Here is an 18,146-nt window from a genome sequence, read left to right on the forward strand (position 1 = left end):
AAAAAATCCTCTTTAGCGAAAAGCTTCAAGCCGCGCGCTGCAGGCTGTACCACCGTTTCCGGCGATACCCCCACAGCCCGCGACTGCTTCTATCAGATATCCAGCAACAGACGAGCCGGATCTTCCAGCAGGTTCTTGATGGTCACCAGGAAAGTCACAGCTTCTTTGCCATCGATCAGACGGTGATCGTAGGACAGTGCCAGGTACATCATCGGACGGATAACGACCTGACCATTGATGGCCATAGGACGCTGGATGATGTTGTGCATGCCCAGAATCGCTGCCTGCGGCGGGTTGACGATCGGGGTCGACATCATCGAACCGAAGGTACCACCGTTGGTGATGGTGAAGGTACCACCGGTCATCTCGTCCATCGACAGTTTGCCGTCACGGGCTTTCTTGCCGAAGGTGGCGATGCCGCCTTCGATTTCAGCCAGGCTCATCAGTTCGGCGTTACGCAGAACCGGAACCACCAGACCGCGATCGCTGGAAACGGCAACGCCGATGTCCGCGTAGCCGTGGTAAACGATGTCGCCGCCGTCGATCGACGCGTTGACAGCCGGGAAGCGTTTCAGCGCTTCGGTGGCCGCTTTCACGAAGAACGACATGAAGCCCAGGCGTACGCCGTTGTGGGACTTCTCGAACAGATCCTTGTACTTCGAACGCAGGGCCATGACTTCAGTCATGTCGACTTCGTTGAAAGTGGTCAGCATCGCCATGTTCGACTGTGCTTCAACCAGACGCTTGGCCACGGTGGCACGAACGCGGGTCATCGGTACGCGCTTCTCGATGCGGTCGCCAGCGGCGAACACAGGAGCAGCAGCCGAAGGAGCAGCAGCCTTGGCAGGTGCGGCAGCCGGAGCGGCTTTCTTGGCAGCAACAGCAGCAACCACGTCTTCCTTGGTCACACGACCGCCCTTGCCGGTGCCGGCAACGGAAGCGATGTTGATGCCGTTTTCTTCAGCCAGCTTGCGCGCAGCAGGAGCAGCAACAGGATCGTCTTCGCCTTCGGCAGCAGCTGGAGCAGCGGCAGCGGCCGGAGCAGCAGCGGCGGCTGGGGCAGCGGCAGCAGCGCCGCCCGCTTCGATGGAGCCCAGCACTTCGTCGGACAGAACGGTGTCGCCTTCGTTCTTGACGATTGCGCCCAGCACGCCATCAGCGGTAGCCAGAACTTCCAGTACGACTTTGTCGGTTTCGATGTCGACGATCAGGTCGTCGCGCTTGACAGCGTCGCCCGGTTGTTTGTGCCAGGTGGCAACGGTGCCATCGGCAACCGATTCCGGGAAAGTGGGGGCTTTGATCTCGATAGCCATTATCTGTGGTTCCTTAAATTCGGTTTCAGGTGCGCGAAGGCGTTAAATGGTAAACGCGTCTTGCAGGAGTTTTTCCTGCTGCTCGGCGTGCATCGATGCGTAACCACAAGCTGGGGCAGCAGAAGCCTCACGGCCCGCGTACTCAAGTACGAGAGACTTGTCGAGGTTACCGATGCTGCGACGCAAGTGGTGCTGGCTGCAGTACCAGGCGCCCTGGTTCATCGGCTCTTCCTGACACCAAACGGCATTTTTGACGTTGGTGTATGGAGCCAGGACTTCTTTCAAGTCGTCCTCAGGGAATGGATACAGCTGCTCGATACGCACGATGGCGATATCTTCACGGCCTTCGGCACGGCGTTTTTCCAGCAGGTCGTAGTAGACCTTGCCGCTACACAGAACAACGCGCTCGACCTTTTTCGGGTCCAGAGCATCGATTTCCGGGATCACGGTCTGGAACGAACCTTCGGCCAGATCTTCCAGGGTCGAGATGGCCAGCTTGTGGCGCAGCAGCGACTTCGGCGTCAGCACGATCAACGGCTTGCGCAGCGGACGAATCACCTGACGACGCAGCAAGTGGTAGATCTGTGCTGGCGTAGTCGGTACGGCAACCTGAATGTTGTGCTCGGCGCACAATTGCAGGTAACGCTCAAGACGTGCCGAGCTGTGCTCAGGACCCTGACCTTCGTAACCGTGTGGCAGCAACATGGTCAGACCGCAGAGACGGCCCCACTTGTGCTCGCCGCTGGTGATGAACTGGTCGATTACAACCTGTGCACCGTTGGCGAAGTCGCCGAACTGGGCTTCCCAGATCACCAGCGCATCCGGCGTGGTGGTCGAGTAACCGTATTCGAAGGCCAGTACCGCTTCTTCCGACAGGAACGAGTCGTACAGGTCAAAGCGTGGCTGACCGTCGTACAGGTGCTGCAGCGGAATGTAGGTACCCGCGTCTTTCTGATTGTGCAGCACAGCGTGACGGTGCGAGAACGTACCGCGGCCGATGTCCTGACCGGTCATACGGATCGGGTGACCTTCGAACGCCAGGGTCGCGTACGCCATGGTTTCGGCGTAACCCCAGTTGATCGGCAGGCCGCCGGCTTGCATCTTCTGACGGTCTTCGTAGATCTTCGAGACCTGACGCTGAACCACGAAGCCTTCCGGAATTTCCAGCAGCTTGGCGGACAGTTCTTGCAGGGTCTTCAGATCAAAGCGAGTGTCGTGACGCGCAGTCCAGGCGTGGCCCAGATACGGACGCCAGTCCACGAACAGCTCTTTGTTCGGCTCTTTGACCAGCGATTTCACTACGTGCAGACCGTTGTCCAGCGCGTTGCGGTATTCATCGACTTTCGCCTGAACACGCTCTGCGTCCAGCACACCGCCCTGGGTCAGACGATCAGCGTACAGCTCACGGGTGGTGCGCTGTTTGGTGATCTGCTGATACATCAGAGGCTGGGTGCCGCTAGGCTCGTCAGCTTCGTTGTGGCCGCGACGACGGTAGCAGACCAGGTCGATCACCACGTCACGCTTGAACTGCATGCGGTAGTCGATGGCCAGCTGGGTCACGAACAATACGGCTTCCGGATCATCACCATTCACATGGAGGATCGGCGCCTGGATCATCTTCGCGACGTCGGTGGCGTACTCGGTGGAGCGCGAGTCCAGCGGGTTGCTGATGGTGAAACCGACCTGGTTGTTGATCACGATGTGCACGGTACCGCCGGTCTTGAAACCGCGGGTCTGCGACATCTGGAAGGTTTCCATGACCACGCCCTGACCTGCGAATGCAGCGTCACCGTGGATGGAGATCGGCAGAACCTTCTCGCCAGTGGCGTCATTACGACGATCCTGACGGGCGCGCACCGAACCTTCGACCACCGGGGAAACGATTTCCAGGTGGGACGGGTTGAACGCCATGGCCAGGTGAACTTCACCGCCGGCGGTCATCACGTTGGACGAGAAGCCCTGGTGATACTTAACGTCACCGGAACCCAGCTCGACCTTCTTCTTGCCTTCGAACTCGTCGAACAGCTCGCGCGGGTTCTTGCCGAAGGTGTTGACCAGCACGTTCAGACGGCCACGGTGGGCCATGCCGATGACGACTTCCTTGGTGCCGTAGGAACCGGAACGCTGGATCAGTTCGTCGAGCATCGGAATCAGGCTTTCGCCGCCTTCCAGACCGAAACGCTTGGTGCCCGGGTATTTGGTGCCCAGGTATTTTTCCAGGCCTTCACCGGCGGTTACGCGCTCAAGCAGGTGGCTCTTGATGTCGGCGGAGTACGTCGGACGACCACGCACGCTTTCCAGACGCTGCTGGAACCACTGGCGCTGCTCGGAATCGGTGATGTGCGTAAATTCAGCGCCGATGGTGCGGCAATATGTCTGCTGCAACGCTTCGTGAATTTCGCGTAGGCTCGCTTCCTCTTTGCCGATGAACAGGTCGCCGGCACGGAAGGTCGTATCAAGATCGGCATTGGTCAAGCCGTAATGATTGATCGACAGGTCTGCAGGTGCAGGACGCTGCCACAGCCCCAGCGGGTCAAGCTGGGCTGCCTGGTGGCCACGCATACGGTAGGCCTGGATCAATCGCAACACTTCAACTTGCTTCTTCTCGTGCTCACTGCTCACGCTGCCGGCGGAAACCGGTTGGGCGCGGCGCTGGTTCTTTGCCAGCAGCACGAAATGATCGCGAATCGTGGAGTGCGAAACATCAGTGGCAGAGTTGCCGTCGGCAGGCAACTTCTGAAAGTAGGTGCGCCACTCTTCTGGCACAGCGTTAGGGTCGTGCAGGTAGAGCTCATAAAGCTCTTCCACATAGGCAGCGTTTCCACCTGAAAGGTAGGCGCTGTTCCACATGCGCTGCATCACGCTTTCTTGCATGCTTGGTCACCCTCGGTTAGGGGAACACCATCGATGTCGACACCGAGCAAACTTGCAGAAGTCCGAATGCAGCGACTAAAACAAGCCACTTAGGATCACACTGATAGTCCGGGTACCAGCCCGGATGCCCCTGCTTGTCTCATTTCTTCAAAATAAGAGCGGCAGCTTGTGGCTACTGCTCTGGTTATAGCCATGACGCGGGTTGAAGCCCGCGCCACAGCCTCTACGGTACAGCGGTTACAGCAGCTGAATCACACGCCGCTCGAAAGCAGCATGTTACGGATGTGACCGATGGCCTTAGTCGGGTTCAGGCCTTTCGGACATACGTTGACGCAGTTCATGATGCCCCGGCAGCGGAAGACGCTGAACGGGTCATCGAGCGAAGCCAGACGCTCGGATGTCTTGGTGTCACGGCTGTCTGCCAGGAAGCGATAAGCTTGCAGCAGCGCAGCTGGACCCAGGAACTTGTCCGGGTTCCACCAGAAGGACGGGCAAGAGGTCGAGCAGCAAGCGCACAGGATGCACTCGTACAGACCGTCGAGTTTTTCACGCTCTTCTGGCGACTGCAGACGCTCGATGGCCGGAGCCGGCGTGTCGTTCTGCAGGTAAGGCTTCACCTTCTCGTATTGCTTGTAGAAGATGCTCATATCGACGACCAGGTCACGGATAACCGGCAAACCTGGCAGCGGACGAACGATCAGCTTGTTACCTTTTACAACGGCGGACAGCGGCGTGATGCACGCCAGACCGTTTTTACCGTTGATGTTCATGCCGTCGGAGCCGCAGACGCCTTCACGGCAAGAGCGACGATAGGAGAAACCCTCGTCCTGCTCTTTGATCAGAGCCAGCACGTCCAGCACCATCAGGTCTTTACCACCGGTATCGACCTGGAATTCCTGCATGAACGGCGCAGCGTCCTGATCAGGGTTGTAGCGATAAACACTGACATTCAACATGGCGGTCACCCTTAATAAGTCCGGACTTTAGGTTCGAAAGTCGGAACAGTCTTCGGCGAGAAGTTCACGGCACGCTTGGTGACGCGCTTGTCACCCGGGAAGTATAGGGTGTGGCACAGCCAGTTTTCGTCATCACGATCTTCAAAGTCTTCACGGGCGTGAGCACCGCGGGACTCTTTACGTACTTCGGCCGCGATGGCGGTAGCTTCAGCCACTTCTAGCAGGTTTTGCAGTTCCAGCGCTTCGATACGTGCAGTGTTGAACGCCTGCGACTTATCGTTGATCTTCACGTTGGCGATACGCTTGCGCAGATCGGCCAGCTGAGCAATACCCTTCTGCATGTATTCGCCAGTACGGAATACACCGAAGTAGTTCTGCATGCAGCTCTGCAGCTCGCGACGCAGGGTAGCGACGTCTTCGCCGTCAGTACGGTTGTTCAGTGCGTTCAGGCGCGACAGGGCAGCTTCGATGTCGGCTTCGGTAGCGTCGTCGTATTCGATGCCGTCGGTCAGGGCTTTTTCCAGGTGCAGGCCGGCAGCGCGGCCGAATACCACCAGGTCGAGCAGCGAGTTGCCGCCCAGACGGTTGGCACCGTGAACCGATACGCAAGCCACTTCACCTACCGCGAACAGACCAGGAATGATCTGATCCACGCCATCGGCGTTCTGGGTGATCGCCTGGCCATGGATGTTGGTGGCAACGCCGCCCATCATATAGTGGCAAGTCGGAACAACCGGAACCGGCGCAACAACCGGGTCAACGTGGGCGAAAGTCTTCGACAGTTCGCAGATGCCTGGCAGACGGCTGTGCAGCACTTCCTCGCCCAGGTGGTCGAGCTTGAGCATCACGTGGTCGCCATTCGGACCGCAACCGTTGCCAGCGATGATTTCTTTAACCATCGAGCGAGCAACCACGTCACGACCGGCAAGGTCTTTGGCGTTCGGAGCATAACGCTCCATGAAACGCTCGCCGTGCTTGTTGATCAGGTAACCACCTTCACCACGGCAACCTTCTGTAACCAGTACACCGGCACCGGCGATGCCGGTCGGGTGGAACTGCCACATTTCGATGTCTTGTACCGGTACGCCAGCACGCAGAGCCATGCCGACGCCGTCACCGGTGTTGATCAGGGCGTTGGTAGTGGAAGCGTAGATACGACCTGCACCGCCGGTAGCCAATACGGTGGCTTTGGCGCGGATGTAGGAAGTTTCGCCAGTTTCGATGCAGATCGCGATCACACCGACGAAATCGCCTTCCTGGTTTTTCACCAGGTCGACAGCGTAGTACTCGTTCAGGAACGTGGTACCGGCTTTCAGGTTGCCCTGATAAAGGGTGTGCAGCAGGGCGTGACCGGTACGGTCGGAAGCTGCGCAAGTACGCGCAGCCTGGCCGCCTTTACCGTAGTCCTTGGACTGACCACCGAACGGACGCTGGTAGATACGGCCTTGTTCGGTACGCGAGAACGGCAGACCCATGTGGTCCAGCTCGAAAACCGCGGCCGGGCCTTCCTGACACATGTATTCGATAGCGTCCTGGTCACCGATGTAGTCGGAGCCCTTGACGGTATCGTACATGTGCCAGCGCCAGTCATCGTTCGGGTCAGCAGACGCGATCGCGCACGTGATGCCGCCCTGAGCGGATACAGTGTGCGAACGGGTCGGGAAAACCTTGGTGATCACGGCAGTCTTGTGACCGCCCTGTGCCAGTTGCAGCGCAGCGCGCATGCCGGCACCGCCACCACCAATAATGATGGCGTCGAAAGAAATCGTTGGAATGTTAGCCATGACTCAGATACCCCAGAGAATCTGCACACCCCAGACGAAGTAAGCGAACATCGCAACGCCGCATACTGCCTGGAAAAGGAAACGTATCGCCGTTGCGGACTTGCCGAACGCCATCGGCGTCAGGTAGTCAGTCGCGATGGTCCACATGCCAACCCAGGCGTGAGCGCCGAGAGCAACAAGGGCCAGGAGGCTGAAAATACGCATCCCGTTGTGGGCGAACAGTTCATGCCACTGGGCATACTCGAGGCCAGGGTGGGCCACGACGTATCCGATCAGAAAGATGAAGTAAGCCGCGAGAACGACCGCAGACACACGTTGCGCCATCCAGTCATAGAGGCCCGAACGCGACAGGTTCGTGACGTTAGTTACCATATCCAAACTCCTGCCAGAACGATTACCACCACGGAAACGGCGATAACGATTTTCGAGCCCAGCTTGCCGCCTTCCAGCGTCTCACCGATGCCCATGTCCATGATCAAATGGCGCACACCGGCTACCAGGTGATACAGCAGAGCGGACAGGATGCCCCAAATCACTAGCTTGGCTAGCGGACTGGTCAGACACGCTTTCACCTGACCGAAGCCTTCCTCGGAACTGAGCGACTTGTCCAATGCATAAAGCATGATGGCAAGGCACACGAAGAGGATGACACCGGAGATACGGTGAAGAATGGACGTGTAAGCAGTGACTGGGAGTTTGATGGTCCTTAGGTCTAGGTTTACAGGTCGTTGGCTTTTCACGGCTTTTTTTTCACACTGAAGAGCCCCTAACAATCAGGGCAAAGTTGTTGGGGAGTGCACTGGTCAGGTAACCACCACCCAGGGATGCGACCCCCAATGAAAGCAAGCCCAAAAGCCCTTGGCGGTCGGTGGCCGAGTATAGACAGTTAGGCTACTAATGACAACGCAATCACCTACCCCAAATAGCTGATTGCACAAGTCGTATAAAAGGCGTAAATGGCAGTCAATTTCGAGGAAAAAGTGCGCTTAAAGCCTTCTGGAGCAAGACTTTAGGCAAATTGACATTCGAATTTATCTCACTATAGTGGTGCGGGCCCTGCGTGGGGGGTCTGTCTGATGGTTCAAGCATAAATAGGAGGCCACATGGCTGACAAAAAAGCGCAGTTGATCATCGAGGGCGCAGCCCCCGTCGAGCTGCCCATTTTAACCGGCACCGTTGGTCCCGATGTAATCGATGTTCGGGGCCTGACGGCCACGGGCCGCTTCACTTTCGACCCAGGCTTCATGTCGACCGCCTCGTGCGAGTCGAAGATCACCTATATCGACGGCGACAACGGCATTCTGTTGCACCGCGGCTACCCGATCGAACAACTGGCTGAAAAGTCGGACTACCTGGAAACCTGCTACCTGCTGCTCAACGGCGAACTGCCGACCGCAGAACAGAAGGCCCAGTTCGTCAGCACCGTGAAAAACCACACGATGGTTCACGAGCAGTTGAAAACCTTCTTCAACGGTTTCCGTCGCGACGCCCACCCGATGGCCGTCATGTGCGGTGTAGTCGGCGCCCTCTCGGCCTTCTACCACGACTCCCTGGACATCAATAACCCGCAGCATCGCGAAATTTCCGCGATCCGTCTGGTTGCCAAGATGCCGACCCTGGCAGCGATGGTTTACAAGTACTCCATGGGACAGCCCATGATGTACCCGCGCAACGACCTGACGTACGCGGAAAACTTCCTGCACATGATGTTCAACACCCCGTGCGAGATCAAACCGATCAGCCCGGTGCTCGCCAAGGCCATGGACCGGATCTTCATCCTCCACGCCGACCACGAGCAGAACGCTTCGACCTCCACCGTGCGTCTGGCAGGTTCTTCGGGTGCCAACCCGTTCGCTTGTATCGCCGCCGGTATCGCCGCACTGTGGGGCCCTGCCCACGGCGGTGCGAACGAAGCTGTTCTGACCATGCTTGACGAGATTGGCGATGTTTCGAACATCGACAAGTTCATCGCCAAGGCCAAGGATAAGAACGATTCGTTCAAACTGATGGGCTTCGGTCACCGCGTTTACAAGAACCGCGACCCTCGCGCGACTGTAATGAAGCAGACCTGCGACGAAGTACTGAAGGAACTGGGCATCAACAACGATCCGCAACTCGAACTGGCCATGCGCCTGGAAGAGATCGCGCTGACTGACCCGTACTTCATCGAGCGCTCGCTGTACCCGAACGTCGACTTCTATTCGGGGATCATCCTCAAGGCGATCGGCATTCCGACCAGCATGTTCACTGTGATTTTCGCGCTGGCGCGTACTGTTGGCTGGATCTCCCACTGGAAAGAAATGCTCTCCAGCCCGTACAAGATTGGCCGTCCGCGCCAGTTGTACACCGGCTACGAGTCGCGTGACATTACCAAGCTGGAAGACCGCAAATAAGATTTGTCTTGCGATAACGTCTTAAGTTGTATCGGGAACGGCCTCTATTTATATAGGGGCCGTTTTTGTTTGTCTGGGATTTGGGGCTTTGGGATTGGGATTGGGATTGGGGGCATATCCGTTGCTGCGGGTGTTGCCGCTGGCGGTTTCGCTCTTACAGCGAGTCACCTTTTCCAAACGCCGAAAAGGTAACCCAAAAGGCTTTGCCCCTGGCGTACGGCACTTCGCTGAGGCTCAGTGTTCCCTCGCTACGGTGTCCATCCGGGGGCATCGCCTACAGTTTGCTTCGCTGCACCTCCTCTCGATGTATGCGGCTTCGCCGCACGGCGCTGCGCGCCTAACCCCCGGATGAACACCTACGCTCGGCCTGCCGATGGGGCAAAAGATCAAAAACCAAAGCCAAAGCCAAAGCAAGATCACAAGCCAGATCAAGAGCCCCTCACCCTGGCCCTCTCCCGGAGGGAGAGGGGACTGACCGAGGTGTTTGGGAGAGGTACGCCGACGTGCAATACCGCGTTGAACACAAATTTTGAAAAGCTCACCATCGGCTCCCTCTCCCTCGGGAGAGGGCTGGGGTGAGGGGCGAATCCAACACAAAACCACAGCCGACCGCGCTGTGTTCTTCACCACTCAACAGGATGAGCGTTAGCTAGGCCGCAGCTCTTGATCTGTAAGGCGACGTCGGAAGGCTGAGTGGAGGGATTGATCCGGACGGGGGAGCGCAGCGACCGTTTGGCGCAGCCAAACACAGCGAGAGGAGGTGCAGCGAAGCAAACCGTAGGCGCTGCGCCCGGATCGATCCCGCAGCGAAGGAACCCCGAGCCCCGGCGAGCGGGCCGCACGTAGGAGCAAGCGTTTTTTTTCTTACTTTTTTTAGGCGTTTGTAAAAAAAGTGAGTCGCCGTAAGGGCGAAACCCTAATCAGCCGTTACCGCAGCAACGGATATGTACACAGCTCTAGCCGATAACCGCCCAATAAAAATGCCCCGATCTCTCAACCGGGGCATTCAGCACAACATTACAAAACCATCAAACCATCAATGCGAAACCGCCCCACTCGCCCCCAACCCAGTCTGCGAACGCACAAACTGCGGGAAGAACAGCGCCCGCTCGTTATCCGCAGCCGTCGACTTGTCAGTAATCGAGAAGAACCAGATCCCGACAAAAGCAATGATCATCGAAAACAACGCCGGATACTCGTAAGGGAAGATTGCCTTCTCATGATGCAGAATCTGCACCCAGATGGTCGGGCCAAGGATCATCAAGCCCACCGCACTCACCAGACCCAACCAGCCACCAATCATCGCGCCCCGAGTGGTCAGCTTCTTCCAGTACATCGAAAGCAACAGCACCGGGAAGTTACAGCTGGCAGCGATCGAGAACGCCAAGCCCACCATGAACGCAATGTTCTGGCTTTCGAACAAGATACCCAAGCCAATAGCCAGAATACCCAGCGCAACCGTGGTGATCTTCGAAACGCGAATCTCATCCTTGTCGTTAGCCTTGCCCTTCTTGATCACGCTGGCATACAGATCGTGAGAGACCGCCGAAGCACCGGCCAGGGTCAGACCCGCCACTACCGCCAGAATGGTCGCAAACGCTACAGCCGAGATAAAGCCCAGGAAAATACTGCCGCCCACCGCGTCAGCCAGGTGCACCGCCGCCATGTTATTGCCGCCGAGCAGAGCGCCCGCCGCATCTTTGAAGGCCGGGTTGGTGCTGACCAGCAGGATCGCGCCGAAGCCGATGATGAACGTCAGGATGTAGAAGTAACCAATGAAGCCAGTGGCGTAGAGCACGCTCTTACGCGCTTCTTTGGCGTCACTCACGGTGAAGAAACGCATCAGAATGTGCGGCAGGCCAGCGGTACCGAACATCAGTGCCAGGCCGAGGGAGAACGCCGATACCGGATCTTTCACCAAACCGCCCGGGCTCATGATCGCCTCACCTTTCGGGTGAACCTTGATCGCCTCGGAGAACAGCATGTTGAAGTCGAAGTTGACGTGCTTCATCACCATCAGCGCCATGAACGAGGCACCGGACAGCAGCAGCACCGCCTTGATGATCTGCACCCAGGTGGTCGCCAGCATGCCGCCGAACAGCACGTACATGCACATCAGGATACCGACCAGAATCACCGCCACGTAGTAGTCGAGACCGAACAGCAGCTGGATCAGCTTGCCGGCACCAACCATTTGCGCGATCAGGTAGAACGCCACCACCACCAGCGAGCCGCAGGCCGATAGCGTGCGGATCTGGGTTTGCCCGAGGCGGTAGGACGCCACGTCGGCAAAGGTGTATTTCCCCAGGTTACGCAGACGCTCGGCGATCAGGAACAGAATGATCGGCCAGCCCACCAGGAAGCCGATCGAGTAGATCAGGCCATCGTAGCCGGAGGTGAACACCAGSGCGGAAATCCCCAGGAAGGAMGCCGCGGACATGTAGTCACCGGCAATCGCCAGACCGTTCTGGAAACCGGTGATTTTGCCGCCCGCCGCGTAGTAGTCGGCAGCCGACTTGTTACGCTTGGACGCCCAGTAAGTGATGCACAGGGTCGCACCGACGAACACCACGAACATGGCAATCGCCGCGACATTGAGCGGTTGTTTGTGAACTTCACCGGTCAGGGCGTCAGCGGCCCAGACCGCAGGCGCGAACGCCGAGATGCTCAGAAGAGCCAGTAGACGCCGGATCATTGCTGAGCCTCCTTGAGAATCGCATTGTTCAGGTCGTCAAACTCGCCATTGGCGCGGCGCACATAGATACCGGTCAGGACGAAGGCCGAGACAATCAGACCGACACCGATCGGAATGCCCCAGGTAATCGAAGATTCAGGACTGAGTTTCGCCCCGAGCACTTGCGGCCCGTAAGCGATCAACAGAATGAATGCGGAGTACAGCCCGAGCATGATTGCCGAGAGAATCCAGGCGAATCGTTCCCTTTTCTGAACCAGCTCCTTGAATCGGGGACTGTTTTGAATCGAGAGGTAAATGCTGTCGTTCATTGTTTTTATCCTCGCAGCACAGATTATTGTTGGAACATAGCTAATGTATGCGGCTGCGAGCGCGGTAACAGACGACCTTAGTAGTAGAACGCCATGACACTTTTGCCAATTTCCGGTACACACAAAACAACTGTGGGAGCGAGCTTGCTCGCGAAGGCGTCGGATCAGTCGATATTTGCATCAACTGACAGATCGCATTCGCGAGCAGGCTCGCTCCCACAGGGTTAGGCGGTGTGGCGGTTATTTGGTCCAGTCAGCCACGCGATCCGGGTGTTTGGCCACCCAATCCTTGGCCGCGGCTTCAGGTTTGGCACCGTCCTGAATCGCCAGCATGACTTCGCCGATTTCGTCTTTCGACGCCCACTGGAAGTTCTTCAGGAACTTGGCCACTTCCGGCGCCTTGGTTGCCAGCTCTTTGCTGCCGATGCTGTTCACGGTTTCAGCTGCGCCATACACGCCTTTCGGGTCGTCGAGGAAGCGCAGTTTCCACTTGGCGAACATCCAGTGCGGCACCCAACCCGTGACGGCGATGGATTCGTTTTTCTTCTCGGCACGGGTCAGCTCGGCAATCATGCCGGCGCCCGAACTGGCTTTGAGGCTGTATTTGTCGAGGCCGTAATCCTTGATCGCCTGATCAGTCTTGAGCATTACGCCTGACCCGGCATCGATGCCGACGATACGGTTTTTGAAGGTGTCGTCGGTTTTCAGGTCTTCGATCGACTTGGCTTTTACATACTCCGGCACGATCAGGCCGATTTTCGCATCCTTGAAGTTCGGGCCGTAATCGACGACCAGATCCTTGTTTTTCGTCCAGTATTCGCCGTGGGTCACGGGCAGCCAGGCCGAAAGCATGGCGTCGAGTTTGCCGGTGGCTACGCCCTGCCACATGATCCCGGTGGCAACGGCTTGCAGTTTCACGTCGTAGCCGAGTTTCTGCTTGATCACTTCAGCCGCTACGTGGGTGGTCGCAACGCTGTCGGACCAGCCGTCAACGTAACCGATGTTCAGGGTCTGTTTTTCTGCGCTGGCGAAAGTGGAACTCATCGCAAGCACCACAGCGGCACCTGCGCCTAAAAGTCGTCGCATCTTCATCGTTACTTCCCCGAAATGCTGCGCCCGACGGATGCCGGGCATCGTCAACGTATTGTTATGGTGCACAGCGCCCCCATCACGCCTGACCGCAAACCAACTCGAACATCAGCGGAGTACTGATGCCTTGATCATCAACCTGACGCCGCAGGCGACCTGCTCTGTCAGCGACCTCAAGGCAACGAGAAACGACATCAGAAGGCCATTAATCGCGGCTATATAAATGACGCCAAATAATCCGCCCGAACTTTGCATGTGCAAATCATGCCGGTCACCAACCCCTCTATAAATGCAGGTAACATGCCTCGCTTTGCAGCCACTCGGCCTGACCATGTCCGCGACTTCCCGCTTCCCCTTTCTGCCTTATCTCTTCGCCTGCCTGCTCGGGCTGTTTGCCCTCGGCGGCTTCTGGTACGGCCTCGGCCAACCAGTGATCCTGCCCGACGCCGCGACCCCGACGCATAAATTGCAGTGCGCCTCCTACACCCCGTTCGATAAAGACCAATCGCCGTTCGACGTGCCGTTCAAACTGCGCCCGGAGCGCATGGACGCCGACCTCGCATTGCTGGCGACACGCTTTGAGTGCATACGCACTTACTCGATGACGGGCCTTGAGGCGCTGCCGGATCTGGCGCGCAAACACGGCTTGAAATTGATGATCGGCGCGTGGGTCAACAGCAACCCGGTGGACACCGAAAAGGAAGTCGACCTGCTGATCAAATCGGCCAACGCCAACGCGGATGTGGTCAGTGCAGTGATCGTCGGCAACGAGGCGCTGCTGCGCAAGGAAGTCACCGGCGCGCAACTGGCCCGATTGATCAACAAGGTCAAAAGTCAGGTCAAGCAACCGGTCACGTACGCCGATGTCTGGGAGTTCTGGCTCAAGCATCCTGAAGTCGCGCCAGCGGTGGACTTTCTGACAATTCATTTGCTGCCGTACTGGGAAGATGATCCGTCGAACATCGATGTCGCCCTGCAGCATGTGGCGGATGTGCGCCAGGTGTTCGGTAATAAATTCGCACCGAAAGACGTGATGATCGGCGAAACCGGCTGGCCGAGCGAAGGCCGTCAGCGCGAAACCGCCCTGCCGAGTCGGGTCAATGAGGCCAAATTCATTCGTGGTTTTGTCGCGATGGCCGAGAAGGAAGGCTGGCATTACAACCTGATCGAAGCCTTCGACCAGCCGTGGAAGCGCGGCAGTGAAGGCGCAGTCGGTGGCTATTGGGGCTTGTTCGATGCCGACCGTCACGACAAGGGCGTGCTGGCCGGGCCGGTGACCAACGTCCCCTATTGGAAGGAATGGCTGGCGGTCGGTGGTTTGATTTTTCTTGGCACGCTGATCCTTGGCGGTCGCGTCCGCACTACGCGCTCGGCGTTGGTGTTGCCGCTGCTGGGCGCCCTCGCCGCTTGCTCGATTGGCGCCTGGGGTGATCTCGCACGGGTAACCACGCGGTTTGCCAGTGAGTGGTTGTGGGTCGGCTTGCTGACCGCTTTGAACCTGTTGGTGTTGGCGCACGCTGCGCTGACGCTGAGCGCGCGTGCCGGCTGGCGTGAGCGGGCGTTCAATCTACTGGAGCGCCGCGCCGGCTGGCTGGTCGCGGCAGCAGGCTTTGCCGCAGCGGTGATGATGCTGGAGATGGTCTTCGATCCGCGTTATCGCAGCTTTGCGAGCATGGCGTTCGTGCTGCCGGCGCTGGTTTATCTGTGCCGGCCGGTGAGCGTGCCGCGTCGGGAAATTGCCCTGCTGACGTTTATTGTCGGCGCGGGGATTGCGCCGCAGTTGTATCAGGAAGGCCTGCAGAATCAGCAGGCGTGGGGTTGGGCGTTGGTGAGTGTGTTGATGGTGGCTGCTTTGTGGCGCTGCCTTCGCGTTCGCAAGGTCTGATTTTCAGCGAGGCTAAAGACCTCTTCGCGAGCAAGCTCGCTCCCACAGGAGAATGCATTCCAAATGTGGGAGCGAGCTTGCTCGCGAAGACTGACTGTCAGGCGCTGCGGGACTCCCGGACCAGACGCAACCCGGCAATCACCAGCGCAAACACCGCCAACGTGGTGTTGTACAACGCCAGCGCCGGCGCCCCAAACACCAGCGCCAGCACCGCCAGCCACCACCCTGCCCGCCCCGGCAAGACAAAACCGATCAACGCCGCACCCAACGCCGTCCAGCCCAGCACCTTGAAGTGAATCATCAACCCAAGGTTCGAGCGCACCTGACATTCCCAGCGACTGGCCTCATCCACGCAGATGCCCACCCACTTTCCGTCTTCCATAAAGCCATAACGCGCGCCATAACTGGCGGCCAGCCACAACGGCAACAGAATGAGCAGCAAAATCACGGGCAAACGGCGGGACATGAAACACTCCAATCTTTGGAAATCGGCGGCCAGCTTAATCTGCCGCCAGCCGTGTGCAAGAACTAACAACTGTTAACTGTTCATTCAGGGCGTGCAAAGTGTATCGTCCAGCTACTATTACTCCGAATTCTGCCTGTTTGGTGCCGCAGCATGGCACTTTGGCGCAACCCCGGTGGTCATAGCCTGCGAACTTCATTCGGCACCTTCCTCTAAGGGATCTAGTCATGCTCCGTTCCTTGCGCTTCGCCGCGCTGTTCAGCGGCCTTATTTTGAGTGCGTCCGCACTGGCGGTGGATATCGATGCCGCCAGTTATGGCTACCCCCTGACCAACCCGTTCGAGGCGACCATCGCCACGACGCCGCCGGACTTGCGCCCGGAATTGCCGCTGGACGACGACATCAATCAGTCGGACCGCAGCCTGACGTTGCGCCCGGAGCGAGAGTTCATCCTGCCGGATAACTTCTGGGCGGTGAAAAAACTCACCTATCGCATCGCCACCCAGGACAAACCGGCACCGCTGATCTTCCTGATCGCCGGCACCGGCGCGCGTTATGACAGCACCCTCAACGAATACCTGAAAAAGCTCTACTACAAGGCCGGCTACCACGTCGTGCAATTGTCGTCGCCGACCAGTTTCGACTTCATCAGCGCCGCCTCGCGCTTCGCGACCCCGGGCGTGACCAAGGAAGACGCCGAAGACATGTATCGGGTGATGCAGGCCGTGCGCGCGCAGAACCCGAAACTGCCGGTGACCGAGTACTACCTGACCGGTTACAGCCTCGGCGCCCTTGATGCCGCCTTCGTAGCGCATCTGGACGAGACGCGCCGCAGCTTCAACTTCAAGAAAGTCCTGCTGCTCAATCCGCCGGTCAACCTCTACACCTCGGTGACCAACCTCGACAAGTTGGTGCAAACCGAGGTGAAAGGCATCAACAACAGCACCACGTTCTATGAACTGGTGCTGTCGAAGTTGACCCGCTACTTCCAGCAGAAAGGCTACATCGACCTCAACGATGCACTGCTCTACGACTTCCAGCAGTCCAAGCAGCACCTGACCAACGAACAGATGGCGATGCTGATCGGCACCTCGTTCCGCTTCTCGGCGGCCGACATTGCCTTCACCTCGGATCTGATCAACCGTCGCGGCCTGATCACCCCGCCGAAGTTCCCGATCACAGAAGGCACCAGCCTCACGCCGTTCCTCAAGCGTGCGCTGCAGTGCGACTTCGACTGCTACCTGACCGAACAGGTGATCCCGATGTGGCGTGCGCGCACTGACGGCGGCAGCCTGCTGCAACTGATCGATCAGGTCAGTCTGTATGCGCTGAAGGATTACCTGCATGACAGCCCGAAAATCGCCGTGATGCACAACGCCGACGACGTGATCCTCGGCCCGGGCGATCTCGGTTTCCTGCGTAAAACGTTCGGTGATCGTCTGACCGTTTATCCACTGGGCGGCCATTGCGGCAACCTTAACTACCGCGTCAACAGCGACGCCATGCTGGAGTTCTTCCGTGGCTAAATATCTCCTGCTGATGGCAGCGCTCCTCTGCGCAGGCGTGGCCCAGGCCGACAACAGTAAAGCCAACGCGCCGGTCGTCGTCGACAGCGACGGCTTCAAAGAGCCGCTGTCCAAACTCAAGTTCAACCCGGGGCTGGATCAGCGCGAGTTCGAGCGTTCGACGCTCAACGCGCTGAACGTCTACGACCCGCTGGAGTCGTGGAACCGCCGGGTTTATCACTTCAACTACCGCTTCGACCAATGGGTGTTCCTGCCGGTGGTCGATGGCTATCGCTACATCACGCCGAGTTTTGTGCGTACCGGGGTAAGCAACTTCTTCAACAACCTCGGTGACGTGCCGAACCTGGTCAACAGCCTGTTGCAGTTCAAAGGTCAGCGCTCGATGGAAACCACCGCGCGCCTGCTGCTCAACACCACCATCGGCATTGCCGGCCTTTGGGACCCAGCGACCGCCATGGGCCTGCCGCGCCAGAGCGAAGACTTCGGCCAGACCCTGGGCTTCTACGGTGTACCGGGCGGCGCCTACTTCGTGTTGCCAATCCTCGGCCCGTCGAACATCCGCGACACCGCCGGTCTTGCTGTGGATTACACCGCCGAATCAGCGATCAACTTCCTCAACGTCTCGGAAGTCAGCTCCAACCACCCGGAAATCTGGGCCCTGCGCGCGGTCGACAAGCGCTACCAGACCAGCTTCCGCTACGGCCAGATGAACTCGCCGTTCGAGTACGAGAAGGTGCGTTACGTGTATACCGAAGCGCGTAAGTTGCAGATCGCCGAGTAAAAACGGCAGGCACAAAAAAGGGCCATTCGATGCGAGTCGAATGGCCCTTTTTCATGGCATCAGCTGAATCCAATGTGGG

The 18,146-nt window shown here is 58.2% G+C and carries 14 protein-coding genes; 4 read left to right on the plus strand and 10 right to left on the minus strand.

All coding sequences use genetic code 11. The annotated features are described in order from the left end of the window. Positions 1-92: 92 nt before the first annotated feature. The 6 genes from odhB to sdhC form a co-directional block, all read right to left on the minus strand. A complete protein-coding gene (gene odhB, locus AC1DVF_RS11185; protein WP_099758392.1) occupies positions 93-1,313 on the minus strand; it encodes a 2-oxoglutarate dehydrogenase complex dihydrolipoyllysine-residue succinyltransferase in 1,221 nt (406 codons plus the stop codon). Positions 1,314-1,355: 42 nt separating this feature from the next. Continuing rightward, on the minus strand, positions 1,356-4,187 hold the full coding sequence (locus AC1DVF_RS11190; RefSeq protein ID WP_093439917.1) for a 2-oxoglutarate dehydrogenase E1 component: 2,832 nt from the start codon (positions 4,185-4,187) through the stop codon (positions 1,356-1,358). A gap of 251 nt (positions 4,188-4,438) precedes the next feature. Beyond that, positions 4,439-5,143: a succinate dehydrogenase iron-sulfur subunit gene (locus tag AC1DVF_RS11195; protein ID WP_093440161.1), complete on the minus strand. Its 705-nt coding sequence runs from the start codon at positions 5,141-5,143 to the stop codon at positions 4,439-4,441. Between the two features lie 11 nt (positions 5,144-5,154). After that, positions 5,155-6,927, minus strand: coding sequence for a succinate dehydrogenase flavoprotein subunit (gene sdhA / locus AC1DVF_RS11200; protein WP_093439913.1), 1,773 nt, complete (start codon positions 6,925-6,927; stop codon positions 5,155-5,157). Between the two features lie 3 nt (positions 6,928-6,930). Then, positions 6,931-7,299 carry a succinate dehydrogenase, hydrophobic membrane anchor protein gene (gene sdhD, locus AC1DVF_RS11205; protein WP_003222999.1) on the minus strand — a complete coding sequence of 123 codons (369 nt, stop codon included), beginning with the start codon at positions 7,297-7,299 and terminating at the stop codon, positions 6,931-6,933. Then, on the minus strand, positions 7,293-7,667 hold the full coding sequence (gene sdhC, locus AC1DVF_RS11210) for a succinate dehydrogenase, cytochrome b556 subunit (protein ID WP_016773673.1): 375 nt from the start codon (positions 7,665-7,667) through the stop codon (positions 7,293-7,295). The genes sdhD and sdhC overlap by 7 nt, the downstream gene beginning before the upstream one ends. Positions 7,668-8,030: 363 nt before the next feature. Between sdhC and gltA the strand changes: the two genes are divergently transcribed. Next, a complete protein-coding gene (gene gltA, locus AC1DVF_RS11215) occupies positions 8,031-9,320 on the plus strand; it encodes a citrate synthase (protein ID WP_039763648.1) in 1,290 nt (429 codons plus the stop codon). 1,036 nt (positions 9,321-10,356) lie between these two features. On the opposite strand, the gene AC1DVF_RS11220 is transcribed toward gltA, so the two are convergent. From AC1DVF_RS11220 to AC1DVF_RS11230, 3 genes are all read right to left on the minus strand, one after another. Beyond that, positions 10,357-12,015, minus strand: a complete 1,659-nt coding sequence (locus tag AC1DVF_RS11220; protein ID WP_093439909.1) for a cation acetate symporter — start codon at positions 12,013-12,015, stop codon at positions 10,357-10,359. Beyond that, positions 12,012-12,323 (minus strand): DUF485 domain-containing protein, encoded by a 312-nt coding sequence (locus AC1DVF_RS11225; protein WP_093439905.1) that lies wholly within the window; start codon positions 12,321-12,323, stop codon positions 12,012-12,014. Before AC1DVF_RS11225 ends, AC1DVF_RS11220 begins: the two co-directional genes overlap by 4 nt. Positions 12,324-12,563: 240 nt before the next feature. Next, positions 12,564-13,415: a glycine betaine ABC transporter substrate-binding protein gene (locus AC1DVF_RS11230; RefSeq protein ID WP_093439901.1), complete on the minus strand. Its 852-nt coding sequence runs from the start codon at positions 13,413-13,415 to the stop codon at positions 12,564-12,566. Between the two features lie 286 nt (positions 13,416-13,701). On the opposite strand from AC1DVF_RS11230, the gene AC1DVF_RS11235 reads away from it, so the two are divergent. After that, on the plus strand, positions 13,702-15,297 hold the full coding sequence (locus tag AC1DVF_RS11235; RefSeq protein ID WP_477782462.1) for a glycoside hydrolase family 17 protein: 1,596 nt from the start codon (positions 13,702-13,704) through the stop codon (positions 15,295-15,297). 97 nt (positions 15,298-15,394) lie between these two features. Here AC1DVF_RS11235 and AC1DVF_RS11240 read toward each other — a convergent pair whose 3' ends face one another. Further along, positions 15,395-15,763, minus strand: coding sequence for a hypothetical protein (locus AC1DVF_RS11240; protein ID WP_257357719.1), 369 nt, complete (start codon positions 15,761-15,763; stop codon positions 15,395-15,397). Positions 15,764-15,987: 224 nt separating this feature from the next. Between AC1DVF_RS11240 and AC1DVF_RS11245 the strand changes: the two genes are divergently transcribed. Both AC1DVF_RS11245 and AC1DVF_RS11250 read left to right on the plus strand, forming a co-directional pair. Further along, positions 15,988-17,286 carry a serine/threonine protein kinase gene (locus AC1DVF_RS11245; protein ID WP_099758388.1) on the plus strand — a complete coding sequence of 433 codons (1,299 nt, stop codon included), beginning with the start codon at positions 15,988-15,990 and terminating at the stop codon, positions 17,284-17,286. After that, complete coding sequence (locus AC1DVF_RS11250) at positions 17,279-18,067, plus strand: MlaA family lipoprotein (protein WP_034151542.1); 789 nt, start codon at positions 17,279-17,281, stop codon at positions 18,065-18,067. Before AC1DVF_RS11245 ends, AC1DVF_RS11250 begins: the two co-directional genes overlap by 8 nt. The last annotated feature ends 79 nt before the right edge of the window (positions 18,068-18,146 follow it).

The sequence above is a fragment of the Pseudomonas sp. P4_D7 genome, from assembly GCF_056401755.1.